The organism is Veillonella magna DSM 19857, assembly GCF_000428745.1.
GTDB lineage: Bacteria > Bacillota > Negativicutes > Veillonellales > Veillonellaceae > Veillonella_A > Veillonella_A magna.
Genome location: NZ_AUAN01000010.1, coordinates 71,357 through 95,850, shown reverse-complemented (window position 1 = coordinate 95,850; position 24,494 = coordinate 71,357). Strand labels below are relative to the sequence as shown.

Below are 24,494 nucleotides of genomic sequence, written 5' to 3'. Positions count from 1 at the left end.
CCAGCCTTGAGATGAGGTTTCTCATAGCATAAGCTAGTAAGATCCCATGTAGACGACATGGTTGATAGGCCAGATGTGGAAGAGCTGTGAGGCTTGGAGCTGACTGGTACTAATAGATCGAGGGCTTTACTTAAGAAGTAAGGAAGAGGATGTACAAAAGTACAATGACTAATGTGAAACAAATACAATAGCTTCTATGCGGTTTTCAGAGTGCAAGCTCTGACAGATTCAGTGGCGATAGCTACGAGGGTCCACCTGTTCCCATCTCGAACACAGTAGTTAAGCTCGTAAACGCCGAAAGTACTTGGCTGGAGACGGCCCGGGAGGATAGGAAGTCGCTGATTCCCTTCTTTAAGACCGATGGGGTCATCGGTCTTAAAGAAAAAAATGGTGCTGCTACAAAAAAGCACTTGACACAGTCGCCAATACATGGTATACTGATTAAGTCGTTAAGACACAGGGGTATAGCTCAATTGGTAGAGTAGCGGTCTCCAAAACCGTTGGTTGTGGGTTCAAGTCCTACTGCCCCTGCCAACAATTACATATGACTCAGTAGCTCAGCTGGATAGAGCGTTTGACTACGAATCAAAAGGCCGGGGGTTCGAATCCCTCCTGGGTCACCAAAGTTAGCCACACGAGAGTGTGGCTTTTTACTTTATTTGACAGATTAACATATAGTATGATATTATATGATTGTTCTTGAGAGAACATCGCAATTACATATTTGGGAATGGGTGCGTAAGCATAATAGAGAAGCCGGTTAAAGTCCGGCACGGTCCCGCCACTGTAAGGAAGAGCGAATCCGATATGTCACTGGGTAACTGGGAAGGCAGGAGGAGCTATGAAGCCAAGTCAGGAGAACTGCCCATTCATCGTTCACCATTTGACCTACGAGCGATAGGGAGGAGAATTATAGAATCCTTTTCGTATGTGTCGTATGAAAAGGTTTTTTTGTTCATACGATTTATATATTAATGCTGTAAGGAGATATCGGGGACGAGCCAATATGTAGTCGTTCGGTATTATCACGAAAGTGTTAATATATTGTCATGATAATGTATGGGCGTACATTTTCATCATCTTCAATTGCATAAGCAATACAAATAAAAAGACACGATTCTCGACGAATAATAAGAATTGTGTCTTTTTATTTACTATATAATGAGAAAAGCACGAGTCATTTGACTCGTGCTTTTATTTGGTGCGGAAGAAGGGACTTGAACCCCCACGCCGTAAGGCGCCAGATCCTAAGTCTTTTCCAGGACATCATGAAAACCGCATAAAACTGCTATTTTACTGGATTCTTCATGATGGAAATTTCTCATAATTTCCTATAGTTTTTAATAAGGAGTAGTCAAAAAGTAGTCAAAGTATGCTTTCCAGTTTCTCAATTACATCAGCTTCCATTATAGGGGTTACATGAGAATATGTATCCATCGTTTCCTTAAATGATGAGTGGCCGAGGCGGACTTGGATTACTTTGAAATTTACACCGGCTTCGATAAGTAGCGTTGCATGGGTATGACGTATATCGTGAAAGGTAAAATCCTTAAATCCGGACAATGTAGCATATTTTTTGCAGAGCTGTGACAGATAGGTAGGATACATGGGTGATCCGTCAAGTTTTGGAAAGCATAAGTCGTTGTCGTTCCATTCGTTGGATTTTAACCGCCATTTTTGCGTTTCTAGGCGTTGTATCTTTAATTGAGATATAACAGTCGCAGGAATAGAAAGTGTGCGCTTAGAACTCTTATTTTTCGTTGTGGGGGATATAACGATATCGTTGCCGATGCGTAATACAGTTTGTTGGATAGATATGGTTCCTTTGGCAAAATTGACATCTGACCATCGTAATCCTAGTAGTTCAGAACGGCGTAGCCCGGTAGCAAAGGCGAGTGCAAAGAGGCGACGATGAATTCCTGACGGAATTACAGCCATAAACTGCTTAATCTCTTCTTTGGATAAGGTAACCATCTGGCGCACTTTGGTATGCTTAGGCTTCTCGATGCTAATGGCCACATTCTTCAATATGAGCTCATCCTTTACGGCCTGTGTGAGCATTGCTTTTACCAGTGTATAAGCGTAGATTTGGATACGGGGAGATAGACCGGTATCCCGTAATACATCAAGCAGCCTCCGTATGTTCAAGGCTGATAGTTTAGATAACTTGACCGTACCAAGATAAGGGAGAATGTAGTGGTTTATAACTTGCCGATAACTGGCTAATGTGGATTCAGTTACTCGGCTGCGTTTAAAGGAGAGCCATTCAGAGGCCCATTCGTTTAGAGTAATTGAGCCATCATAATTTCCGGCTACAGCATGTATCTTTAATGCCTTATCTCTATGAGCTTGCGCCTCGGCTTTTGTTTTTCCGTAGAAGAAATGCTTCTTACCATTAATCATAGCCGTGGCAGCGTAGCGACCATCGGTACGTTTCTTTAATCGTGCCATAAAAAATCACGCTCCTTTGTATGGCAAACTAAGCCCGGAGCGTGTATAATATAAGTTGCTTAGGCTTGGTATACAGCTCCGTGCTGATATTGAGTTTCCCTCATCCCGTTGCAGCGGGGTGGGGGATTTTTTATTTTAAGGTTTTTTAGTAATTGACTTTTCGATTTCAATAAGCTCCTTTAAATCTTCTTCTTTGGCTTCTTTTTGCTTTCTTCTGGAATCAAATTTTAGATATTCATTTTCTACGTAATGAGTCATAGAGTTCTTAGACGTATGACCATATCCTTGCAAGAGAGGAATATCATGGTCTATAAGTAATTTATTGACATTGTTTTGCCAATAGCTTAACGTTAAATCTTTTCTCTGTTTTACTCTAAATTCAGCACTTTCTAAGAAAATAGTTACTAGCCTATTCAATGAATCTATTTCATCGCGCGAAAGATAGTTCTTTGCGATTGTAATATCTTTTTTTCTGACGATTGCACCTTGCCAAGATGTTAGTCCCATATTAGGCAAGGTAGCATCAGCACGGGCAATAATTAAATCAGCCGCAGTTTTACCGGTCACTCCATACAAAAACTTATTCTGTGTTTCTGTAAAAAATTTAATAGTTTCAGTATCCGTGGGGTCATAATCAGAGGATAAAGCAAATAGATCTTTAAGTTTTTGATAGAACCTCTTTTCGCTTGCTCGAATATCCCTAATTTGCTCTAATAGCTCATCAAAATAATCGGGTCGTCCATCCGGATTTTTTAAACGTTCGCTATCAATTACAAACCCCTTTTTTAAATATTCTTTTAGAGTGGTATTTGCCCATTTTCTAAATTGAGTTCCACGCTTTGAACGAACGCGGAACCCAACAGCTAAAATAGCATCTAAATTATAGAATGCAGTTTTGTAATTTTTTCCATCTGTTGCAGTTATAAAATGATGTTTTACAACTGAATCCATATCTAGTTCGCTTGATTTAAAGCATTGCCTTAAATGATATCCAATATTTTGAACAGTAGTTTGAAACAAGTCTGCAATTTGTGCTTGAGTCATCCAAACAGTACCATCGTATGCATATAATTTTACATTCGTATTTCCGTCATCGGTGTTATAAATAATTATATTGTCCATGTTAGTACTCCAGTAAAAATATGTAACGTACTTTTTTATCAATAACATGATAAAAGAAATCTCATATAGGCCGTCGTAGTTCAATAACTTTTCCAATGATTGATCTCAGGAATTTTAAATTTCATAAAAAGGTTTTGGAGATGGTTTGGCAATATTCTCGTAATAATCTAAGTTAACAATTGATTTATTAAGATAGTTGACAAAAATTTGATAGGCACTATCGACTGTAAAATAGGAAAAAGGCAGAAGAGAATCCATTTTTTGTGCGGATTCGAAAAATAAGGTTTTGATTTGCTCATTGGTAAAAGAACTCTTTAAGATAAGGTTCTCTAAAGTAAGGATATAATAAGAGTTTAAGCGCAAGTGGTTAAGCCTCATCACTGAATCATTATTAGTGGCACCGGATATGTTAATGTACAGAGAAGAGAAATAGAAGTAAAAGTATTGTTTATAATCCTCTTTTGCTAAATATTGACTGGCCATGCGGTGCAATGCATATGAAAGTGAAGTCCAGTCTTTATGTTCCAAATAATAGTCAATACGACAAGATAGAGCCTCTATAATTATGTCGGTGGTATTAATATGTACACGATAAAGCTCGTGACGGCTAATAATTTGGTAAAGCTCGCCTTTTGAGAAATAGTTATCAACATCGTTTTGGATATATGGCATATGCTTCTCGATGAGTTCTTTTCCCTGTTTGGTAGGAGTATAAATTTGCGGTAATTGATCTTTTAGGCTATCAATAGGTAGTTGAGTTGATGCTCGTTTTAAAAGCTCATGTTTTAATCCAGAGGATTTTAGATTATGTGCCTTTAGAAGTACTTTGAGATCCTGAGCGGTAAGATTTCTGAGAGATTCTTCTGGAGACTTAAAGGTTAATAATCCAAGATTAATATTTTTTTCAATGAGATTTTTCCATCTTAAACCAAATTTATAAGTAAAATAATTAGGAAAATGGCCGTTCACGTGATGGTTTTTAATCATATTAAGAAAAATAGCGGTATTGATATCCTGTAACTTTTCAACAGGGATAATATCGTCTGTAGGTAAAGATGAGGAATCTGAGATTTCGGCGGTGGCAGAAGTTTTTACTTCAGATGCTTCTAGGAATGCGTTTAGTAGCATTTGCTTAGCTTGATTCTCAGCGTTTTGGATTATTTTATCTGCTGATTCTCGCGCAGATGAAAGCAAGGAATCTGAAATCTCTTTATTTTGGTACAGTGATTCTAGATAAATTAATCGTTGCTGATAGGAACGGATTTTTCCACGTAGAAAAGGAATAAGGAAAATAGAGATAAAATGAATAAAAGAAGAAAGTAGTAATACTGAATAAATAAACCAATTTCTATGATACCATTTCTCTAAAAATGGATTGTTAGAATTGGCGTGATTTAGTTGATCAGTCATAAGGATAAACTCCTTTGCCTAAACAGTAACACACCTACACAATAATTCATGCGCTTCACGGTACGTCATGAGATCCTTATTCCGTGGCGCAGCTTCAAGCAACCGAGGGTCCACATCATGCGAATGCGATAGAAGATATAGTGCAAATAGATTAGCCTCAAATTCTTCTTTTGCGTGAACAAAATTAATTGAATCAGCATGAAATACATAATGCTTCGTACAATGCATCATCGCATGTCCTAATTCATGGGCAATCACGATGGGAACTTCCTGCTCTGATAAATTTGAATTAAGCATAATCACCTTCTTTCGCAACGGCCTAGTGAGATAGCCCCGAATACCCGAGGGAAGAGGCATATAACAAATTAATATACCTAGGTCACTGGCCAACTGGAACGGATTAGCCGTTCCATATTTTTTTACCAAATTAGCAACTCGTAATTTGATATTTTTCATTCACATAGCCCCTTATTTTTTACGTTTATTAGCTTGCTTTGCCGCAGTGAAAGCAAATTCAAGCGACTTCATAATTAGTTCTCTATCTTCATCATCAAGCGAATAGGTTTCACCATCAAAAATGACTTGGGATTGTTGAAGAAATTTATTTAGGTCATTTGGCTTGGGAGGTGTTGATATTGAAATTTCCTTAGCATTATCATCAAAATTGGCAAGATAGTCCAAAGTAATACCCAAACCATTACAAATCTTTTTTAAATTCGCAACAGAAGCACCATTAGTATTTTTTAAAATAGAGTTTAATGTTGTATGAGGCATACCTATTAAATCGGCAAAAGCTCGAAGAGAATATTTTTCTAATATTTTATTTCGTAAGAATTCTTCTCTGGTCATAGAATTACACCTCCCTTCTTTTATGGCTCCATTATATTATAAGGTGGACGAAATATCAACAATGCGTAACGATTTAAATAATAAAATGTACGATTTATCGCTTGACTAAAAATAGAATGTCATATATTATGATGTTGTGGACGAAATAACGTACAAATGAAAAGAGGTGATAATATGATGGAAGAAAAGCATAATGTACTTTATCCTAACTTAGAAGCAGAACTAGGAAGACTCCGTATGAGTAGAAGAAAATTAGCAGAGAGTACAGGAATACCATATTCTACACTTAGAGATAAGTTGGCTGGGCGCACTCAGGTCACGCTTGGGGATGCTAAGTTAATACAAAGAGCTTTAAATTCTAAAGATACAGTCGACTATCTTTTTTTTACACCTTTGTACGAAATATAGTTCGTAAAATCTAAAAAGATGAATTGAGGGAGGTGATCACATGGAGAGTAATAAAAAAGAGCCACAATATGATGCAGCTCTAAATAGGATAGAATTAATAGTTTGTAAAACGGCATTGAAGTTAGTGGTTGCATTGCCAACATCAATAATGATGGCTACTACACATAATGATTACGGATATTATTTATCGTCGTTTGGCTGGTTGTTAGTAGTAGGGTTACTGTTTTGGGATGTGCTTTGTTGTATTAGAAAATCTTGATGTACTTGGCTTGCATCAAAATGTGCTATAGCAGTACAGCCAATGGTAATAATAATACTAATTAACCACATTAAGTAACATAGCCTTTCTGTGTCCAATTATAGTATAAGGAGGTGATAATAATGGAAAGTAATAAAAAAGGGCCTCAAGGAGAGGAGGCTCTTAAAAAGCTAGTATATATTTCAGTTTTTGGAAATATTTTATCGGTAATTCTAATATTATTAGGCTCACAAGTTACTGATGTTAGATACACGATTACAGTAACTCTGTATATCTTTATACTTCTCGCTGTTTTTCCGTATCAGTGGATTGTGTGCTTTGTTCATTTCTTAAAGAAGTTAAGTAGACAAGTTTAATTTGAGGTATGTCAAATAGATGAACGAAAAAATAAAATGCCCCACATGTAGTACTGAAGTAAGCGCAGGCAACTTTTGTACAGCATGTGGAGGAAAGTTAAAAACGAAATGTGATTGTTGGGTATTAAAGAAAGAATACAATTGTAATTTAGAAAAATGCCCGGGAAAAGAATTAATAAGAATTATGACGAATAGATTTATGGCGATTTACTGTGGTGATTACAGAATTGTGCAGCATAATAGACCGTCATTGTGGGCGAGAGTTAAAAAGGACGTAAACATGGCGGATATTACGGCTCTATTGTTTGCGTTAGCTCTTCTATGGTCTTTATATATACTGCATTTCAAACTTATGTGACAAGAAGGAGGGGAAAGTATTTGAAGGTAATTAAGCGACATATAAAGAGATTTAGGGAAGTGCTATTCAAGAAAGAATACACATCGGTTGATGAACGGTTACATGACGCACGGTATATAACTCGAATTAACATCGTGATTATAACAGTGGCCGTACTAATTACAATTTTTAACCTAGGAAAAGTTGTGTTAATGCTATTAGGATACAGGTAATTTAGATGGAGGTAAGAGAATGAACTGGGAACCAAAATTTGAAGTGAATGTAGAAATGTCATTTAAAGCATTTGACATTGATGAATTTAAAGAATGGATTAAAGAGTTGGTGAAAATACAAAAAGAGTACGGCTGTAATTGCACTCTTTCAGTTAGGAAGTAAGAGGTGAGTACATGAAAAAGCCGGAGATACCGATATGGCACAAGATGATGTTAAGCCTAGATGAGGCGTCAGCCTTAACGGGTATTAGCCGAGAGGTATTAGAAGAGTGGCGTCGGGAGTCGGCATTTCCATCCATTTGTGTTGGTGAACGAGGTGGAAAATGCAAGGTAAACAGACTCAAATTACAGGCGTACATTGATAGAAAAACAGACATACGCTTTGGTGAAACGGTGGTATAGAAAGGTGGTGATTGTATGAAGGTGTATCTCAAATATGGCCTTATTGGCTTAGGCATGTTGCTATGGCTAGGCAGTGTCGGGCACATGGATATCGATCATGATGCGGATATTACGCTGCAGCTGCTTATTATTGCTGTAGGTGCGATATGCGTGCTTATTGGCGAACGGATAGATACATCATGTAGTGGTGAATTAATGCAGCGCGTGGAGCATAAAGACGGGCAATATAAAGTGACGTATACGGTGAGGAGAGAAAAAATATGAACGAAGAAACATTAGTACTCAAAGTAGAAACAAGTGCCATGACGGACGGTAAGCGTATCAAAGAGATGAAGTCTATGCCGGTAGTGTCTAAAGGAAAGATAAGCGTTCCGGAAAACGTAGAGAGCGGGGGACGGTTAGCACTCATCTGTGCGGCTATGTTGACGGCGATTGAGGCAGCGACGGAGAAGTTTAATAGTTATACTGACGGGAAGCCGATTACAGTAAAAGATTTATTAGGGATAATTTATATGTCTCTGGAGGATGGCAGTATACAAGGAGGGAAATTACGTGAAAAAAGAGTATGTAATTGATTACACGTTCCGGAAGGGACGGCATACCGGGACCGTACGAATTAAGCGTAAAACGTGGGGTACCTTAGCCGCGCCGGATATGATGGATCCAGAATTTTTCGAAACGCTGGACCATGCAGACCTTAAAGACTTTTTATATGAGGGTATGATGCTTAGCATCGATGACGATACGGGACTATTCTATGTACGCTTTGATGCGGACGGCAAGGTAATGAAAATGAACTATGAGGCATTCCGGAAAATGTTACGAAAGATTGAAGTTGTGGAGGATACGAATGAAGGAAAGGAAGGTACAGACAGTGAAAAGCCACGTCCATTGCGCCGTGACGAAGAGAATAGAGCCATTGCAGAGATGCAAGACATGCGCGTACCGTTTTAGATTTGAAGGTATCACGCGGTGCGGACATAAAGAAAAAGACGGCTTACCTAATGATAGATAAGCCGCCAAGCTCCGCCTATGCGAAACCAAATCAGCAATTTGAGTATAGCATAGGCGGGGATTTTTTGCACCTGTTTTATATATTTTTATGAATGGTGAAGTAGTCGGTCAAATGCGGAGGGAATCCGCATTTAGCCTTGATACTATATATTATCATCTCGCCGTTTTGGAGTTGCTATGCGAAAAAGAAAGACGATTGAATCAAGACGAATACGTCATGTACTAGATTATTGCTCAAAAAGACAATTCAATAAGCACCAAAAGAGGGCAAAGAAATCAAATCCTACCCGGGAAGAGGTAGCACGATGTAATGCCAGGCTGGCAGCTACAAAACTCATGATGTATATTGATATGAATTTTAATGAAGGCGATTATTGGGTAACACTTACATATCATAAACAGCCTACCCCGGAAGAGGCGAAAAAAGATATACAACGGTTCAACCGGCGCATGACAGAGTTATACCGGCGTAATGATAGCTCGTATAAGTACATATACATGGTGGAAGGGAAAAACCGAATACATTTCCATGTATTGATGAACCGAGGGTTTGGCATAAAGGTAGAACATCTCCGGCGGTACTGGAAGCATGGTCGAATCGATATACAGGTATACCAAGGACAACCGGAGGATGCCATACGGCTAGCAAGCTACTACGTAAAGGAAGAACGGACGGCCTTTGATAGAAAAGAGGAGGTCTTTACCCGACGTTGGTATAGCAGTCAGAATCTTGAGAAACCGAAGGAGAAAACGGAAAAGCTACGGTCGGATTTTTGGCGAGAGGATATCAGACCACCGAAAGGGTGGTATGTTGATGTGGATAGTATTTTTATTGGCTTTAATGTGGAAGGCTACCCGTATCGATCATACCGGCTACTTCGCATAGGAGAGGAAAGCGATGATTACACTTAAATACTTAAACAAAGAGCAGAAGAATACAGTCATCATGTTAGGCATGATGCTCGATGTACTGGATAAGGTCATAGCGGTATTAAAGATCGATGGCAATGAACGGGGACGGCTGCGAGCCAGCCGGACGAATATAAAAGTCGTATTTGAACGCTTAGTACAAAGCTTAGAACCAAAACATCAGCAAGCCTTATTACGAGCGTCAAAGCATAATCGATTTACCGTAGTAGCCGATACAGAGCGACTATATGAGGAAGACTACATAGATGAGGCACATGAAAAAATGGACACCCTAGCCGCGTATGCTATGGGCAGTGTGTGTAAGAATTGCACTAAGAAGGGCGATGACGTAGAAGGCTGCGAATTACGTGAGGCACTCTTAGCCTATAATATCCCGTTATGGGATGAAGAATGTGAACACTCAGAATGTCCGTACTGCTGGTTGTGGAGGGAACAAGATGATAAGTCAAAATGAAGTACACTTAGCTGGTTGGCTAGTGAATGATGCGGTAGTGGGCTATACAAAAGACAATCGGGAGGTAGCTATCTTTACGATGGTAACCTACCGGGACAATGACAGAGAAAAGAGAGAATATCACAGAGTGGTAAGTCTACGGAATGCTAGTGAAATTGGCATATTAAAATTCGGTGAAGGCGTACATGTATGGGGTACGTTACATACGAGAACCTACACGACAAAGGATGGCATAGAAAAAGCAGTCACGGAGATTATAGCGCATAACGTAACAATGGAGATATAACACATGGCAGAGGATAGAGACATGGAACGCATGGGCATGTATGAGCGACATGTATGGCAATGCATTGATGATGCGAAACGGAATAATACAGGCATGGTACTCATACCGGCCAACGAACGATTTACCAAACAAGCGAATACGATGGCGATGATATTAGACATGCACGGCTATGATACCTACGTGGAAAAGGATGGCAAGTATGTACTGTTGGGCGTGATATTGAACGGAGAGGATACACATGATACCGATGATAACTAATGGCATGACTTATGACGAGTTTTTGCACTCCAAGATGGCCATTGCCGAAAAAAGTGGATTTAAGGTGCCGGATAGTGAAATACATCCGGCGTTAAAGCCACATCAGCGTGCAGCCGTTCAGTGGGCACTGGAAGGCGGCAGGCGGGCGTTATTTGAAAGCTTTGGCTTAGGCAAGACCATCCAAGAATTAGAATGGTGCAGGCAGGTTACAACACATAAAGGCGGTAAGGCACTGATTGTATTACCGCTGGGCGTAAAGCAAGAATTTACCCGTGATGCGGTCGAACTATTGCAAATTGAGCCACCAACGTATGTGCGCACTATGGCAGAGGCAAAGGCAGCCGAAACAACTATCGTGATGACAAATTATGAACGAGTCCGGGACGGGGATATCAATCCAAAATACTTTACCTGTACAAGCCTAGATGAAGCCAGTGTATTACGCAGCTTCGGCAGTAAGACCTATCAAACATTCCTGGACAAATTCCAAGGCGTACCGTATAAGCTAGTATCGACAGCGACACCGTCCCCGAACAAGTACAAAGAGTTGATCCATTATGCCGGATATTTGGAAATCATGGATACAGGGCAAGCCCTTACACGGTTCTTTCAGCGTGACAGTACGAAAGCCAATAACCTTACCTTATACCCGCACAAGGAAGCAGAATTTTGGTTGTGGGTTAGCAGTTGGGGACTCTTCATTACTAAGCCTAGTGATTTAGGATTTGATGATACCGGCTATGACCTGCCACCGCTTACAGTAAACTATCACCGGATACAGCTAAGCGATGAGCATATCACCTATGACCGCGATGGACAAGGGCAGATAATCCGAGATGCAGCGTTATCATTGAAAGACGCAGCGCGTGAGAAACGGGAAAGCATAGACCTACGAGTAGCAAAGATGAAAGAGATTGTAGAACAAAATCCGGAAGATCATTTCATCCTGTGGCATGACCTAGAGGCAGAGCGTCACGCCATTAAGCGTGCGCTCCCTGATGCGGTGGAAGTGTATGGCAGCCAAGACTACGATAAACGGGAACAGAATGTTATCGGATTCGCCAACGGAGATATCCGGCTACTGGCTACGAAAAAGGAAATCAGCGGCCAAGGGTGTAACTTCCAACGGCATTGCCACAGGGCGATATTCGTAGGTATTGATTATGAATTTAACGATTTTATACAAGCGATACACCGTATTTACCGGTTCATGCAAACGAAAGAAGTCATCATAGACATCATCTACATGGAAACGGAAGAGATGATATTGCAAGCCTTAAAAAAGAAATGGCGGCAGCATAACTATTTAACCGAACAGATGACGAACGTCATTAAGGAATACGGATTATCAAACAGTAACAGAATACACCGCATGGAGCGGTCAATGGGGGTGGAACGCGTGGAAGTCAAAGGAAATAACTATCTGGCCATACATAATGATTGTGTACTGGAAACGGCGAAGATGAAAGATAATAGCGTAGATTTGATTGTCACATCTATACCGTTCAGCAATCACTACGAATACACGCCATCATATAATGACCTCGGGCACAATAAAGACAATGAAGAATTTTTTAAACAAATGGATTACCTCAGTCCGAACCTACTTAGGGTATTGAAACCGGGACGTGTATTTGCATGCCATGTGAAGGATAGAATTCTATTCGGTAATGCCACTGGTACGGGAATGCCAACAATGGATCCCTTTCACGCGTTATGTATTGCTCATTATATGAAACATGGATTCCAGTATATGGGCATGATAACCATTGTAACGGACGTAGTGCGTGAGAATAATCAAACCTACCGGTTAGGCTGGTCGGAGCAGTGCAAGGACGGTACAAAAATGAGTGTCGGTTGTCCGGAGTATGTATTGTTGTTCCGCAAGCTGCCATCGGATACATCGAATGCGTACGCAGATACGCCGGTTACTAAGGACAAGAGCGCATACACAAGAGCACAGTGGCAAATCGATGCACATGGGTATTGGAGGTCATCCGGAGATAGGTTACTCACGAAAGAAGAACTCATGAATATGCCGGTAGAAGACTTGCAGGCGGTGTATCGTAAATATTCCCGAGATACGGTATATAGCTATGAAGAACATGTAGAACTGGCAAAGAAACTTGATGCGGACGGTAAGCTGCCATCATCCTTCATGGTAGTTGCGCCGGGTTCCTGGAATATGGATGTATGGGATGATATTAACCGTATGCGCACGCTAAACACATCACAAAGCAGAAAGCGAAAGGCTATGCATGTATGCCCGTTACAAATTGATACCGTAGAACGGCTCATTAATCGGTACAGCAATAAAGGCGATGTCGTACTGGATCCATTCGGCGGATTAATGACGGTACCCATGATGGCCGTTAAGATGGGCCGGTATGGCATAGGCATAGAACTCAATCCGGATTATTTCCGTGATGGGTTAGGATATCTCAAGCAGGAAGAACTGATACGGGATGAACCTACATTATTTGATTTTGTTGGATAGAATACGCACATAGCCCACTTTATTAATATCAACAAAGTGGGCATGATGCGGTAGAAAGGCAGCCATGAAACAGGAATATAAAAAAGCACGTACATGTATATATGCAAGAAAGGTAGGTGCGTTAGGTAGCGTATTTGTTAAAGACGCATGTCCGCATAAGAAAAAGATATTCATACCCTTGAAGCAGGTGTATGTAATGAAAGCGATTAATTGTGATACATGCGCAGCATATAAGAAGAAACGGAGGGAAAACAATGGAGTTAAGCAAACACAAGCGAATACGAAATCGAAAAGTCATTCAAGAAATGCGAAAGCAAATCTGTGAACGATGCGGAAAGCCTTCATATGGAGAGCCGCACCATGTATATACAGTTGGTTCCGGAGGCGGTGATATCAGGGAAAATCTCATACAACTCTGTGCTGATTGCCATATAGCAGCTCACGCCGGGCACGTGGGAAAGGAAGAGCTAATTGACATCGTAGCCGAACGGGAAGGTATGACAAGCGATAATGTTATAAAAGCAAACCGAAAAGCAATGGGATACGAGGTAGAGGAATGATGACATTAAAAGAATGCCCCTTTTGTGGAGAAAAGGAGGTAACGACTACACAGGGTATTAAAGGCATTAATGCACATTATGTGATAGTCTGTTCCTTCTGTGGAGCGGTAACATCCTTTGAAGGGCATATGTCAAAAGTAGCATGTACAAAGGCGTGGAATCGTCGAGGGCGTGCCGCATGGCATGAATGGCGACGAGGCAATGAGGAAGCGGTAAAAGGAAGGTAGGAAGAGTGACAGCGGTTACGGTGATAGAAAAACGACGAATAGCAAGAACGCAATTAGGCGAGCTATTGGCATTGAATAAAGAGTGCGATGTATTACGATTACAGATATACAAGATTATAGGTGAAGGGTGCCCGAGTGGATTTAAAGACAGCAGCCTAGGTAATAGCATACGGGGTAGTCGTAAGCAACGGCCGACGCTATTACAATTAGAGAAGGTGAAGGAGTTACGGGATACACTGAATACGATGTATGAAGATAGAGCGGCTAAGCGTGTAGCTATGTTGGTGATCATTGATGCGATTCCGGAGGCGGAGTACAGAGCCGTACTCATGCAACGGTATTGTGAAGGCTATAAGGTATCGGAAATTGCTGACCTTAACGGAGAGTCCTACGATAGTACGAAGCATAAAATTAAATACGCCTTGGAAGCATTTTACGATGCCATGATGCGGAAGAAGTAAAAAAAATTAGACCGTGCCCAAAATTACCCTTTTTTCCCTTTTTTTACCCCATTGACATGTGATACAATATAAACTGTAAAAAGTGCATATATATGATAAAGGCATCCTGCGCTGGGGTGCCTTTATTGTTAGTGAAGACGTTCGTAAGAGCGTCTTTTTTGTTAGGAAAGAAGGTGGGGTATGACAGATGTACATTGTCAGAAACGGCATTGTTTAAATAATCGCGGTGGATGGTGTAAGGCGAAAGCGATAGCGATGGATGGCGTATGTCGGTCCTATGCTCCGCCGGATACACTACTACGAGGTAAGCATGCCCGAGTCAGACGAGAACGCAGAAAATACAAGGCGAATAATGCGCATGTGGTGACATGAAAGGAGGTGCCTGTATGGCAAAAGGAAAATACCAGGAATGGAGAACACCGGATAAACTGACGCTATTACAGGCGTGGGCCCGGAATGGATTGACCGATGAGCAGATAGCTTCGAACATTGGAATTAGTCGTGATACTCTGTACACATGGAAGAAAAAGTATCCCGACATTTCCGACACCCTAAAAAGGGGAAAAGAGATAGTGGATATAGAGGTAGAAAATGCGTTATTAAAACGTGCCTTAGGCTATGAATACGAAGAAGTAACAACGGGGCTTGTATGGGACAAAAAGGCGAACGACTATAAAGAGCGTGTGACTAAAACGGTAAAGAAGCAAGTAGCTCCGGATGTAACGGCAGCCATATTCTGGCTTAAAAACAGGAAACCGGATGGCATAGATGGCTGGCGTGATAAAAAGGATGTATCTGTAGCAGCGAATATAAGCAATCCCTTTGATGGGATAACAACGGAAGAGATAAAGAAGTTGATAGATGATGCGTAATGTTATCTATCAGGCAAAACTGGAGTTAGCTCGGCGCGAGTTCTTTTATTATTGCCACCTGAAAGCTCCGGCGTTTTATAAAAAGGACAGGGAGTATTTAGTACAGCTCTGTAATACCATGCAAGCCTTCTATGAAGATCAAACTGCTAAGGTGCTCATCATCAACGAACCACCGCGGCACGGTAAAAGTCGAACAGCAGGGCTATTTGTAGAGTGGGTCCTTGGCCGTAATAGTCATGAAAAGATTATGACGGGATCATACAATGAAACACTATCGACTATGTTTTCTAAGAATGTGCGCAATAGCATTCAAGAGGTGAAAGCGAGTCCGGATAGGATTGTTTACACGGATGTGTTCCCTAATGTAGAGATAAAACGCGGCGACGCCAGTATGAATCTATGGTCACTGGAAGGAGCGTATAACAGTTACTTGGCTACGTCTCCGGGCGGCACAGCGACAGGGTTTGGCTGTTCGCTGATGATTGTGGATGATGTTATTAAAAACGCCGAAGAAGCGTATAACGAATCGGTGAAGGAAAAGCATTGGGATTGGTTTACGAATACGATGCTGTCCCGACTGGAGGAAGGTGGCAAAATCATTATTATCATGACACGCTGGGCATCGGATGATTTGGCTGGCCGGGCGATAGAGCATTACGGTAAGAATGCACAGGTCATCACTATGAAGGCATTGCAAGATGATGGCACGATGCTCTGTGAGGATATCTTGTCTTATGAATCCTACTGTGAAAAGGTACGAGCCATGGGCGCGGATATAGCCAGTGCCAACTACCAACAAGAACCTATCGATATTCGAGGTAGGTTGTATTCTTCCTTTAAGACCTATGATACTGTGCCATGCAATGATGCTGGCTATCCATTATTTACCGCCGTGAAGAATTATACAGATACGGCGGACGAAGGGAAAGATTATCTGTGTAGTATTTGTTACGGCGTATACAACAATGAAGCATATATTCTTGACGTGCTGTATACGAAGGATGGGATGGAAATAACGGAACCGGCAACAGCTAAGATGCTCGTAGATAATGGCGTGAATGTAGCGGATATTGAAAGCAATAACGGCGGGCGAGGGTTTGCTCGTTCGGTGAAAGCGATTATGGAGGCACGCTACCATAGTAACGCTTGTAGCGTTCATGCATTCCATCAAAGCAAGAACAAAATAGCGAGAATATTATCTAATGCTACGTGGTGCATGGAGCATATGTATTTCCCGGCAAATTGGCGCGATCGATGGCCGGAATTTTATAATGCCTTGATACGGTACCAGCGAGAAGGTAAAAATACACATGATGACGCACCGGATGCACTGACAGGTGTAGCAGAATATTGTAATTACGCTACGGTAAGTGCAGGCCGAATTAACATATATTAGGAGGTTATGGTGAAGGAGTACAGAGACGAGATATACACGTTGCTGCACGATGCCTATTTTGGTGACGGCATGTTCTATGATGGCAGTGCCCTCATGAGACATGCGAGGGAATCGAATGCCAACTACAGACGGCGAAAACAATTGGCCTATTACTTAAATTACGTGGCTCCTATTGTAGACTGTTCGGTGGCCCCGGTATTTAAAGATGAAATACGGCGTGAGTATAGGCCAACGAAAAAGCTAACGATGTTTTTTGACAATGTAGACCGCATAGGGACGTCGCTACAAAACTTTATACGTCGACAGGCAACGAATGCTAAATTGTATGGCGTTGTGTATATCGTTGTGGATAATGCAGCTGCGTTGGGGATAACCGATAAAGAGAATTTGGATACGCGGGCATTACCGTTTTTAAAAGCCGTCTTACCGAAGGATGTAGAGGCATGGCATTTTGATGAGACGGGAAGGCTAAAAGATTTCACGTATAAATCAACGGTATATGATAATGACAAGTGGCATACCCGTAAATATGAATGGACAATGACAACCTGGAGAGTGATTGATGCGGATGGGAAGGTATTACGTGAAGGAAAGCACAATTTAAACAAAGTACCGGTAGTACAATGGTTCGGACGTGATACGGATCCTACAAGAGTATTACCGGTACCGGAGTTTTTAGCCATTGCACAGACGAATCTACATATTTACCATTTATGCAGCTTGCTAACACAGATTTGTGATAATCAGACCTTTAATATTTTAATTATGCAATCGGCAGATAAAATGCAGGATATGACGATAGGGGTTAATAATCTATTGACGTATCCGATAGATGCAAAGAATCCACCGGGATTCATAGCACCGGATTCGGGACCGGCCAAGATACTTATGGAACAAATAGATAGGCTGGTAGGCGAAATGTACCGCATGTCCGGCATTAATAGCGTAATCGGTGTGGAGTCGGCTAAATCCGGCGTAGCCCGGCAATGGGAATTTGAACGAACCAATCAACGACTTGTTGACTTTGCGTTACAGTGCGAAAAGGCGGAGAAGGACATCATTAGTTTATATGAAAAGTGGGCAGGTGAAACTGTCGATTATAACTGCGAGTATCCGCGTGATTTTAAGATTAGCGATGTAACGGAAAGCCTAACGCAAGCACAACAAGCGATAGACTTACAGTTACAGAGCGAAACCTTTAATGTAGAGGTGGCCAAAAAGTTATTAGCATCGTATATGCCGAACCTAGAGCCGGATGTATATGATGTGATTATAGAAGAGCTGGAGGCAGCTAATGACGATATACAAAAGGCGAAAGCATTTGAGCCTGACGATGAGGGTAGTATAAATGAAGACGATAATTCCGGATACCCAAGAGCTGATTGACGCATTCGAAGCACGTCTACGAGAACTCATTGATGAAGGGGTACCCGTAAAAGAAGCCGTGCAGCAAGCGTATAGCGAATACCCGGTCATGCATCGATTACGGCAGGAGATAGAAATATCCTTACCGAAAGAAGCAGAGAAAGGCTACGGCGGTGCCCTTAGTGGGGTAGTTGGTGCGGCCGTTGATGCGGTAACCGGTACGGCATCGGTAGAAGCGGCATTATCTATGCCGTGGACGGCGGACAAGTTAAAATTATCTGCTAGGACAACCGGGGGATCCGTTACAGTACAAAAGCGAGTAGGCCGAATACTGGAAGAGCAAATACGGCGCAACGGAAACTATAAAAAGAATGCGATGGCTATATTTGATGGGTATCGTGCTGGAGGAGCTATCCCGGTACAAGATATTCCTAAGTTCATGAAACGGCTTATTACACTAAGCAACGGCAGTGATGCGGGCAAAGAACAATTTGCCAAAGAGGTAAAGAGCATCCGGAAATATATCAATAAGCTGCATACGAAAGGTATGCGCGCTATGTATGATGCGCTGGTAAGTGCCATCGAAACACGGAACGAAGCAGCCATACACAAAGCGATATTCGTGGCTACGCAGGAACGAACACGGTATTTTGCGGAACGAATAGCCCGGACGGAACGTGCCAGGGCATGGGTAGATGGATTCCTGGCAAAGTGGCAACATGATGATGACTGCATAGCCTATCAATACCAGCTATCCAGTCGCCACCCGAAGCGCGATATTTGCGATTTATATGCTAACGCTGACCTGTACGGCATGGGGAAAGGGATATTCCCTAAAGATAAAGTACCGAACATCCCGGTGCATCCGCATTGCATGTGCCGGTTAAAGCCTGTTATACGGGGAATGATAGATAATGAAACACCGGTAGAGCGCATTGAAGAGGGAGGGCGCGAGTATATTGCTACGTTGAACCGAATACAAAAAGAACAACTACTAGGCGTGTATGGCAGTAAGTCGGTAGAAGCTGGTGATCCGTGGACAGAACATGCCGTAGGGTATAGTCGGACAAAGCTCAAGGGTCGATTGGCGAAAGCTACCGCAGATGATATAATCAACATAGAAGCTGTATTGAATGAGCCGTTACCGATTGATGGCGTAAGGTTTATACCACGCCGTACCGTAGTTATGCCTAAGCGTGTGATTGCGGGGGCCTTCAGTGATACGACGCTGCGAGTGGCGGAGCAGTTGGCAGAAAAGTACGGTGGAGAACCGTCTGAATGGAGTAAGATGGTAGGTACGGTGCTATCAGACAAGCATATATTCGATATTCATTGGTACCGGCATAAAGACTGTGGCGATGTTGAATTTAAAGTTAAACTTTCGAAGAAAAGAAGGGAGGAAAAATGAAGGTACGATACGTAGGGCAGTCGTTTGGCATTGATTCGCTGACGGATGGCAAAGTCTATGAGTGTATAGGCATTGAAGAACCGTTTTTGCGGGTTATAGATGATTCCGAAGAAGACTATGTATATTTAATTAATCATCCCTGTGACCTTAATAGTTCGGCTAGGGGAAAATGGGAAATCGTTGAGGATGACGAAGAGGGTTCATTACAAAAAGCGATAGAGAAATGGGCTCCCATGACAATGAAAGATATGAGTGAATTAGTATGGGGGAAATGACGTAAGCCGCTTGCGCAAGTAAGCGGTTTTTTCATGCCTTGCACAGCGGAGTGCAGGGCATTTTTTATTACGGTAGTTACGGCGGAGGCCGACTATATAGATTTTGGATACGGAGGTTGAAGAAATGAAATTAGCAGAGGTGTACGCAGCACTGGAGAGTGTTGATAATGGAGCAGCGTTGATTGGAGCTATCAAAGCCGAAATGACAAAGCTCAGTGAGGAGGCGAAGAAACATCGTGAAGCGAAGCAGCAGGCCGATGAAACGGTAACGAAGATCACAAAAGAAAAGGAAGAGCTACAAGCAAAGGTTGATGCAGCAGCTAATGACGATGGTACCGGTACACAGGCGTACAAACAATTAGCGGAGCAAGTAAAAGCGTTGCAGGAGACCGTGGAGACGGAACGGTCAGCGCGGAAAGAGGCGGAAGAAAAGCGTATTAGAGCAGATATTGCCGCGCAAACCGTGAATGCATTGACGAAGAGCAATGCCACGGATCCGGAGGAGTTTGCAAAGCTGTTAAGCGGTGCTATCAAGGTAAAAGACGACGGTACATACAGCTATACGAAAACGGATGGTACGGAAGGGACGATCAATGATTGTGTAGCGGATTGGCTGAAGGACAGACCGTGGGCTGTTAAGAACACACAGACACCGGGAAGCGGTGGTGAAGGGGCCCCGGGTGGTGCATCCGGAGATGAAGAGCGAAAAATGGTAGAGGAAGCCATGGGATTATAAGAAAGGGTGATAGCAAATGGCAATTAACACAATCGAAAAAGCGAAATTATTCCAGGAAACATTAGATAAGCAAATGGCTGTTATGGCAACATCGGGGTGGATGGAAGCCAACGCCCGCAATGTAAAATATAACGGTGGTGATACGGTGCGTATGCCGAAGATTTCTACTACCGGACTGGCCAAGTACGACCGTGATTTGGGATTCAACCAAGGTTCGGTTACGCTTTCCTACGACGATTACAAATTAACGCAGGACCGCGGCCGTACATTCCAACTTGATGCGATGGATGTAGATGAGTCGAATTTTCTTACTACGGCCAGCAATGTAATGGGTGAGTTTCAGCGATTGCAGGTGATTCCCGAAGTGGATGCGTACCGGTATTCTCGTATTGCAGCACTGGCAAAAGCGGCCAACCATGAAACGGCAGCGTTTACACCTGATGCGGGTAACATCATGAAAAAGCTGGATGAAGAAATTACCAATATTCAGGATATCGTAGGGGATACAGTAAACCTTGTAATTTGCATGGCAACACCGGTACGCACGGTACTCAATAGCGTAGAAAAAATCGAACGTCACATTGATGTGGCTAATTTTAAAGCCGGGGAAGTAAATACACAGGTGAAGACCTATAATGGTATTCCTATTTTGTCGGTACCGTCGGCACGTATGAAGACGGCGTACGTATTTAACGATGGTACAACCAGCGGCCAAGAAGCCGGAGGCTTTAAAGCGGATGCATCGGCAAAGGGCATTAACTGGATTATTATGGCGAAGGATGCACCGATTGCCGTGTCTAAAACGGATAAGGTGCGCATCTTTACACCGGAAGTCAATCAGAAGGCAGATGCGTGGAAGCTTGATTATCGTAAGTTCCATGATTTGTGGATTCCTACCAATAAATTAGCCGGTGTATGGGTGAATACCGGAGCCTAAGGAGGGATCATATGATTCGCTTAGTACGATTGAATGAAGTACAGTACGTAACGTCCCCGTTAGCGGTAGAGGTACTAAAGTCCCAAGGCTTTCACGAAGAACCTTTGACACAGAGGACAGAGACATTAACGGTAAAGGAGGGCGCAGACAATGCGCCCTCTGATGCTGCCACGACTGTAAAAGAAGAGGAGCATAGGGAGCCGACGAAAGCAGAGCTCTTGCGTCAAGCAAAAGCATTGGGAATTAAAGGGATTTCTATGCGGTCGAGTGTAGATACGATTAAAGAGGCGTTGAAGGCACATGCGTAGTACAGATGCTATCTTTGCGGACAATATACGACTGGCATTGAAGGCCGCTGCCGTTGAAGTCCAAGATGAGGCGCGAAAAACACATAAGTATGAAACCAATGTAGGTGACCTAGAAAAGTCGGTAACAATACGATATGAAGATGACAACTCTACACCTAAATCAGTTATCTTCCTTGATACGGAGGTAGCCGAATATGGTCCGCCTATACATGAAGGGTCGAAAGCACACCGCATTTTTGCAAAAAATAAATTGGCATTACGGTGGTTTGAAGGTAAAACCCCTCATTTTGCTAAAAGTGTTATGCATCCGGGGACGGAGGAAGACCCATTTTTATATGATGCGCTTGAAGCGAAAGCGGATGAGATTGAAAAGATATTTATCCGGTATAGGGATCGAGCACTAAAGGAGGTGGAGTTTCATGCTGGTAGATAGCTATGATTTGCAGAGCAAGGATATATTGCTGGGCGAATTTGTTACCGACGAACTCGTTAGCGATGCCGAAGAGTATCTGGCATATGTGGCTTTACCGTTGGGTGTTCGTATGGAAGATATGAAAGCCACGTACTATGTGAAGCGGTTTATTTCGTGCTATGTATTTAGAGAAATCTGTGTACAACAAAGTTATGCCGGTGGCAGCACGTGGGATATGAGTGAGTCCGGGAAAGCAAAAGATGGCTATGCGGATAAGTACAAAATCTATGATGCGGGCTTAAAAGAATTAGAAGCAGCTATCACGGTAGAGAAGCTGACCGGCGAAGAGAAAGAGTCAGTAGGATTTATGGCTGTGCCGTTATATAGGGGGTAATATGTGGCTACCGATTTTACGGCATATTAAGGCATACCTTGAAGCGAAGAACGTAGCGGATACGATACGAATTGGCGGATATGCCTTACAGGAGATAAAGCCTATACCGGGCGGTAAAGGGCAAGTACAGTTAGTACGTATGCAAGAAATGCCGGTAAATAGTAAAAGCTTAATTAAAGATGTGCGGATTATGTTTCGCATCGATGCATTCATAGTAGCGGAGCAGAATCGACTGGAAGTAGGTTATGAAGCATTGTATGCATTGGAAAATAGGATTCAAGAGGCACTGGCAGACTATGAAAATGAAACGGATTACATCGATGCGGATATCCAAGTGTTGGATGTAGCGATTCGTTCCGTTAGGGGTACGGTAGCTGAGATACGTCCGCGTATCGGTGCATCAATTGAAGTAGAAATGATTGTATATAAAGGATAGGAGGATACGATGGCGAAACAAGCACGAGGGTATAAATCCTCTATGATGGTAGACTTTGAGGCATCTTTTGGTGAAGCTCCAAAGAAAAAAGCCGGGTATGTATTGCCGATGAATAGTAATGAGCTGGTAAAGAATCAGACGCTGATTGAAAGTGATACGATTACCAGTACACGTAATGATTCGCAACCGGCCTTAGGACGTGTCAGTGTAGAAGGTGATATTGTCATGCCAGCGGATTATGTAGCTATTGGGTACATGCTAAAAGCTTTATTTGGTGCCCCAGTAACATCCGGTGAAGAGGCGACAAAGACACATACTTTCACCGTTGGCGATGACCAACCATCTATGATCGTAGAGAAAGGCTTTCCGGATTTAAACAAATATATTCGGTATACGGGTGTAAAGATCAATACAATGAAGCTTGAGTATGGGCAGGACCAAGAAATGACGATTTCTTATAACGTAATGGGTGCAGCACGCGAGCAAAGCGGTACAGCGTACACATCAAGCCCGACAGTAGTACCTTTGCAACGTATCGCACAAAATGATGCGTACATTAAAATCGGTGGCACAGAAAGCCGTATCGTGAAGGAAGGCAGCATTGAGATTAATGCAAATCTTGACGGTGATCAGTATGTAGTTGGCGGCGGAGGCGTTCGCGGAGATATTCCGGAAGGCATTATGAAGGTGAATGGCACTGTTAAAGCGTTGTTTACGGATACGGAGTGGTTAGATAAAGCAGATAACGGCGAATCGGTGCCGGTAGAAATCGGATTTAAGCGAGCTGATGGAACTACAGTATCGTTTACGATGCCTACGGTACAATTTGAACCGTTTGATGCACCTATTTCAGGACCGGCAGGTGTAACGGTAGATGTAACGTGGCGTGCATTTTCGGCAGACGGCACAAGCATTGTTACTGTGGTAGTAAAAAATAATCAGGTAAGTTATTAATAGGAGGAATAGACAATGGAAGACGTAAAAATTACAGTAGAACAGATGGAAGCTAAGAATGTAGTAGAACCGGAAGTAGTAGAAGCGGAAGCCGTAGAGCCGAAAGCGAAGGAAGTAGCAACCACGGTTACCATTAAGGTACGTGCAATGACTCGTAAGCAAATTAAAGCCATGCGTAAGGCAGGTCATGATATGGTATTTTCCGGACAACAAGAAGGACAAGATAACAAAGCTATGTTTGATATGGTGGATTGGATTTTAGATAATGTGTACGGTGATGTACAGCTAGATGATTTGCCGTATGGTGAACTGGTACAGTTAGCGTTAAAGACATATAACAAAGCCTATGGTAGCTGGGAAGAAGTAAAAAACTAATAGATGTCCTACGCTGGGAGTTATCTAGCTCAAAAGAGTATTGTATGATGTGCGTAGAGCTGCATATACAGGAGCAAAAGGAAACACCATGCGAAGGATGTGAGCATAGACG

At 42.3% G+C, this 24,494-nt stretch carries 35 protein-coding genes, 2 tRNA genes, 2 rRNA genes and 1 riboswitch; of the genes, 34 read left to right on the top strand and 5 right to left on the bottom strand.

Annotation, left to right across the window (positions count from 1 at the left end):
• The 4 genes from G344_RS0105020 to G344_RS0105000 form a co-directional block, all read left to right on the top strand.
• A 23S ribosomal RNA gene (locus G344_RS0105020) occupies nucleotides 1-134 on the top strand; the annotation flags it as partial.
• A 93-nt stretch (nucleotides 135-227) separates the two neighbouring features.
• Nucleotides 228-344 (top strand): 5S ribosomal RNA (gene rrf, locus G344_RS0105015).
• Nucleotides 345-458: 114 nt separating this feature from the next.
• Nucleotides 459-534: transfer RNA gene (locus G344_RS0105005), tRNA-Trp, on the top strand.
• Between the two features lie 12 nt (nucleotides 535-546).
• A tRNA-Arg gene (locus tag G344_RS0105000) sits at nucleotides 547-623 on the top strand.
• Between the two features lie 92 nt (nucleotides 624-715).
• Nucleotides 716-883: riboswitch (cobalamin riboswitch) on the top strand.
• Nucleotides 884-1,365: 482 nt separating this feature from the next.
• On the opposite strand, the gene G344_RS0104995 is transcribed toward G344_RS0105000, so the two are convergent.
• The 5 genes from G344_RS0104995 to G344_RS12050 form a co-directional block, all read right to left on the bottom strand.
• Nucleotides 1,366-2,451 carry a tyrosine-type recombinase/integrase gene (locus G344_RS0104995; protein ID WP_028255250.1) on the bottom strand — a complete coding sequence of 362 codons (1,086 nt, stop codon included), beginning with the start codon at nucleotides 2,449-2,451 and terminating at the stop codon, nucleotides 1,366-1,368.
• Between the two features lie 135 nt (nucleotides 2,452-2,586).
• Entirely contained in the window at nucleotides 2,587-3,573 is a 987-nt protein-coding gene (locus G344_RS0104990; RefSeq protein WP_028255249.1) for a virulence RhuM family protein, read from the bottom strand.
• A gap of 114 nt (nucleotides 3,574-3,687) precedes the next feature.
• Nucleotides 3,688-4,983: an SAP domain-containing protein gene (locus G344_RS0104985; RefSeq protein WP_028255248.1), complete on the bottom strand. Its 1,296-nt coding sequence runs from the start codon at nucleotides 4,981-4,983 to the stop codon at nucleotides 3,688-3,690.
• Nucleotides 4,984-5,001: 18 nt separating this feature from the next.
• Nucleotides 5,002-5,439 carry an ImmA/IrrE family metallo-endopeptidase gene (locus tag G344_RS0104980; protein ID WP_028255247.1) on the bottom strand — a complete coding sequence of 146 codons (438 nt, stop codon included), beginning with the start codon at nucleotides 5,437-5,439 and terminating at the stop codon, nucleotides 5,002-5,004.
• Nucleotides 5,440-5,451: 12 nt separating this feature from the next.
• The gene (locus G344_RS12050) at nucleotides 5,452-5,832 is read right to left on the bottom strand and encodes a helix-turn-helix domain-containing protein (protein WP_211219553.1); all 381 of its coding nucleotides are present in this window, start codon (nucleotides 5,830-5,832) and stop codon (nucleotides 5,452-5,454) included.
• A 174-nt stretch (nucleotides 5,833-6,006) separates the two neighbouring features.
• On the opposite strand from G344_RS12050, the gene G344_RS0104965 reads away from it, so the two are divergent.
• The 30 genes from G344_RS0104965 to G344_RS0104810 all read left to right on the top strand — a co-directional run bounded on the left by G344_RS0104965 (nucleotide 6,007) and on the right by G344_RS0104810 (nucleotide 24,382).
• Entirely contained in the window at nucleotides 6,007-6,240 is a 234-nt protein-coding gene (locus G344_RS0104965; protein WP_028255246.1) for an aminoacyl-tRNA hydrolase, read from the top strand.
• Between the two features lie 40 nt (nucleotides 6,241-6,280).
• Nucleotides 6,281-6,499 (top strand): hypothetical protein, encoded by a 219-nt coding sequence (locus tag G344_RS0104960; protein WP_028255245.1) that lies wholly within the window; start codon nucleotides 6,281-6,283, stop codon nucleotides 6,497-6,499.
• A 122-nt stretch (nucleotides 6,500-6,621) separates the two neighbouring features.
• The gene (locus G344_RS0104955; protein ID WP_028255244.1) at nucleotides 6,622-6,855 is read left to right on the top strand and encodes a hypothetical protein; all 234 of its coding nucleotides are present in this window, start codon (nucleotides 6,622-6,624) and stop codon (nucleotides 6,853-6,855) included.
• 589 nt (nucleotides 6,856-7,444) lie between these two features.
• Entirely contained in the window at nucleotides 7,445-7,588 is a 144-nt protein-coding gene (locus G344_RS11920) for a hypothetical protein (protein ID WP_156886153.1), read from the top strand.
• Between the two features lie 11 nt (nucleotides 7,589-7,599).
• Nucleotides 7,600-7,827, top strand: coding sequence for a helix-turn-helix domain-containing protein (locus tag G344_RS0104935; RefSeq protein WP_028255242.1), 228 nt, complete (start codon nucleotides 7,600-7,602; stop codon nucleotides 7,825-7,827).
• Nucleotides 7,828-7,842: 15 nt separating this feature from the next.
• The gene (locus G344_RS0104930; protein WP_028255241.1) at nucleotides 7,843-8,091 is read left to right on the top strand and encodes a hypothetical protein; all 249 of its coding nucleotides are present in this window, start codon (nucleotides 7,843-7,845) and stop codon (nucleotides 8,089-8,091) included.
• Entirely contained in the window at nucleotides 8,088-8,402 is a 315-nt protein-coding gene (locus G344_RS0104925; protein ID WP_028255240.1) for a hypothetical protein, read from the top strand. The genes G344_RS0104930 and G344_RS0104925 overlap by 4 nt, the downstream gene beginning before the upstream one ends.
• Nucleotides 8,380-8,781: a hypothetical protein gene (locus tag G344_RS0104920; RefSeq protein WP_028255239.1), complete on the top strand. Its 402-nt coding sequence runs from the start codon at nucleotides 8,380-8,382 to the stop codon at nucleotides 8,779-8,781. The genes G344_RS0104925 and G344_RS0104920 overlap by 23 nt, the downstream gene beginning before the upstream one ends.
• A 411-nt stretch (nucleotides 8,782-9,192) precedes the next feature.
• The gene (locus G344_RS0104915) at nucleotides 9,193-9,753 is read left to right on the top strand and encodes a rolling circle replication-associated protein (RefSeq protein ID WP_156886152.1); all 561 of its coding nucleotides are present in this window, start codon (nucleotides 9,193-9,195) and stop codon (nucleotides 9,751-9,753) included.
• Nucleotides 9,740-10,225 carry a DUF5651 domain-containing protein gene (locus tag G344_RS0104910; RefSeq protein ID WP_028255237.1) on the top strand — a complete coding sequence of 162 codons (486 nt, stop codon included), beginning with the start codon at nucleotides 9,740-9,742 and terminating at the stop codon, nucleotides 10,223-10,225. The genes G344_RS0104915 and G344_RS0104910 overlap by 14 nt, the downstream gene beginning before the upstream one ends.
• Entirely contained in the window at nucleotides 10,209-10,511 is a 303-nt protein-coding gene (locus G344_RS0104905; RefSeq protein ID WP_028255236.1) for a single-stranded DNA-binding protein, read from the top strand. Before G344_RS0104910 ends, G344_RS0104905 begins: the two co-directional genes overlap by 17 nt.
• Before the next feature lie 3 nt (nucleotides 10,512-10,514).
• Nucleotides 10,515-10,769: a hypothetical protein gene (locus G344_RS0104900; RefSeq protein ID WP_028255235.1), complete on the top strand. Its 255-nt coding sequence runs from the start codon at nucleotides 10,515-10,517 to the stop codon at nucleotides 10,767-10,769.
• The gene (locus G344_RS0104895; RefSeq protein WP_211219552.1) at nucleotides 10,750-13,266 is read left to right on the top strand and encodes a DNA methyltransferase; all 2,517 of its coding nucleotides are present in this window, start codon (nucleotides 10,750-10,752) and stop codon (nucleotides 13,264-13,266) included. Before G344_RS0104900 ends, G344_RS0104895 begins: the two co-directional genes overlap by 20 nt.
• 254 nt (nucleotides 13,267-13,520) lie before the next feature.
• Nucleotides 13,521-13,826 (top strand): HNH endonuclease signature motif containing protein, encoded by a 306-nt coding sequence (locus G344_RS0104890; protein WP_028255233.1) that lies wholly within the window; start codon nucleotides 13,521-13,523, stop codon nucleotides 13,824-13,826.
• A complete protein-coding gene (locus G344_RS0104885) occupies nucleotides 13,823-14,053 on the top strand; it encodes a Lar family restriction alleviation protein (RefSeq protein WP_028255232.1) in 231 nt (76 codons plus the stop codon). The genes G344_RS0104890 and G344_RS0104885 overlap by 4 nt, the downstream gene beginning before the upstream one ends.
• 5 nt (nucleotides 14,054-14,058) lie before the next feature.
• Nucleotides 14,059-14,514, top strand: a complete 456-nt coding sequence (locus G344_RS0104880) for an RNA polymerase sigma factor (RefSeq protein WP_028255231.1) — start codon at nucleotides 14,059-14,061, stop codon at nucleotides 14,512-14,514.
• Between the two features lie 180 nt (nucleotides 14,515-14,694).
• Nucleotides 14,695-14,886: a hypothetical protein gene (locus tag G344_RS0104875; RefSeq protein ID WP_028255230.1), complete on the top strand. Its 192-nt coding sequence runs from the start codon at nucleotides 14,695-14,697 to the stop codon at nucleotides 14,884-14,886.
• Between the two features lie 14 nt (nucleotides 14,887-14,900).
• Nucleotides 14,901-15,386, top strand: a complete 486-nt coding sequence (locus G344_RS0104870) for a transposase (protein ID WP_028255229.1) — start codon at nucleotides 14,901-14,903, stop codon at nucleotides 15,384-15,386.
• Entirely contained in the window at nucleotides 15,376-16,782 is a 1,407-nt protein-coding gene (terL, locus tag G344_RS0104865) for a phage terminase large subunit (RefSeq protein WP_028255228.1), read from the top strand. The genes G344_RS0104870 and terL overlap by 11 nt, the downstream gene beginning before the upstream one ends.
• A gap of 9 nt (nucleotides 16,783-16,791) precedes the next feature.
• Nucleotides 16,792-18,168 carry a hypothetical protein gene (locus G344_RS0104860; RefSeq protein WP_244869494.1) on the top strand — a complete coding sequence of 459 codons (1,377 nt, stop codon included), beginning with the start codon at nucleotides 16,792-16,794 and terminating at the stop codon, nucleotides 18,166-18,168.
• Nucleotides 18,131-19,555 (top strand): hypothetical protein, encoded by a 1,425-nt coding sequence (locus G344_RS11445; protein WP_051245757.1) that lies wholly within the window; start codon nucleotides 18,131-18,133, stop codon nucleotides 19,553-19,555. The genes G344_RS0104860 and G344_RS11445 overlap by 38 nt, the downstream gene beginning before the upstream one ends.
• On the top strand, nucleotides 19,552-19,830 hold the full coding sequence (locus G344_RS10705; RefSeq protein WP_038154969.1) for a hypothetical protein: 279 nt from the start codon (nucleotides 19,552-19,554) through the stop codon (nucleotides 19,828-19,830). The genes G344_RS11445 and G344_RS10705 overlap by 4 nt, the downstream gene beginning before the upstream one ends.
• Nucleotides 19,831-19,954: 124 nt before the next feature.
• A complete protein-coding gene (locus G344_RS11440) occupies nucleotides 19,955-20,566 on the top strand; it encodes a hypothetical protein (RefSeq protein ID WP_028255226.1) in 612 nt (203 codons plus the stop codon).
• 16 nt (nucleotides 20,567-20,582) lie between these two features.
• Nucleotides 20,583-21,503 carry a hypothetical protein gene (locus G344_RS0104840; protein WP_028255225.1) on the top strand — a complete coding sequence of 307 codons (921 nt, stop codon included), beginning with the start codon at nucleotides 20,583-20,585 and terminating at the stop codon, nucleotides 21,501-21,503.
• An 11-nt stretch (nucleotides 21,504-21,514) separates the two neighbouring features.
• Nucleotides 21,515-21,811: a hypothetical protein gene (locus tag G344_RS0104835; RefSeq protein WP_028255224.1), complete on the top strand. Its 297-nt coding sequence runs from the start codon at nucleotides 21,515-21,517 to the stop codon at nucleotides 21,809-21,811.
• Nucleotides 21,804-22,244, top strand: a complete 441-nt coding sequence (locus tag G344_RS10695; RefSeq protein WP_038154967.1) for a hypothetical protein — start codon at nucleotides 21,804-21,806, stop codon at nucleotides 22,242-22,244. Before G344_RS0104835 ends, G344_RS10695 begins: the two co-directional genes overlap by 8 nt.
• Nucleotides 22,231-22,617: a hypothetical protein gene (locus tag G344_RS0104825; protein ID WP_028255223.1), complete on the top strand. Its 387-nt coding sequence runs from the start codon at nucleotides 22,231-22,233 to the stop codon at nucleotides 22,615-22,617. The genes G344_RS10695 and G344_RS0104825 overlap by 14 nt, the downstream gene beginning before the upstream one ends.
• A gap of 1 nt (nucleotide 22,618) precedes the next feature.
• On the top strand, nucleotides 22,619-23,053 hold the full coding sequence (locus G344_RS0104820; RefSeq protein WP_028255222.1) for a hypothetical protein: 435 nt from the start codon (nucleotides 22,619-22,621) through the stop codon (nucleotides 23,051-23,053).
• Nucleotides 23,054-23,062: 9 nt separating this feature from the next.
• Nucleotides 23,063-24,007 carry a phage tail tube protein gene (locus G344_RS0104815; RefSeq protein WP_028255221.1) on the top strand — a complete coding sequence of 315 codons (945 nt, stop codon included), beginning with the start codon at nucleotides 23,063-23,065 and terminating at the stop codon, nucleotides 24,005-24,007.
• A gap of 15 nt (nucleotides 24,008-24,022) precedes the next feature.
• Entirely contained in the window at nucleotides 24,023-24,382 is a 360-nt protein-coding gene (locus G344_RS0104810; RefSeq protein ID WP_028255220.1) for a hypothetical protein, read from the top strand.
• Nucleotides 24,383-24,494 lie beyond the last annotated feature (112 nt).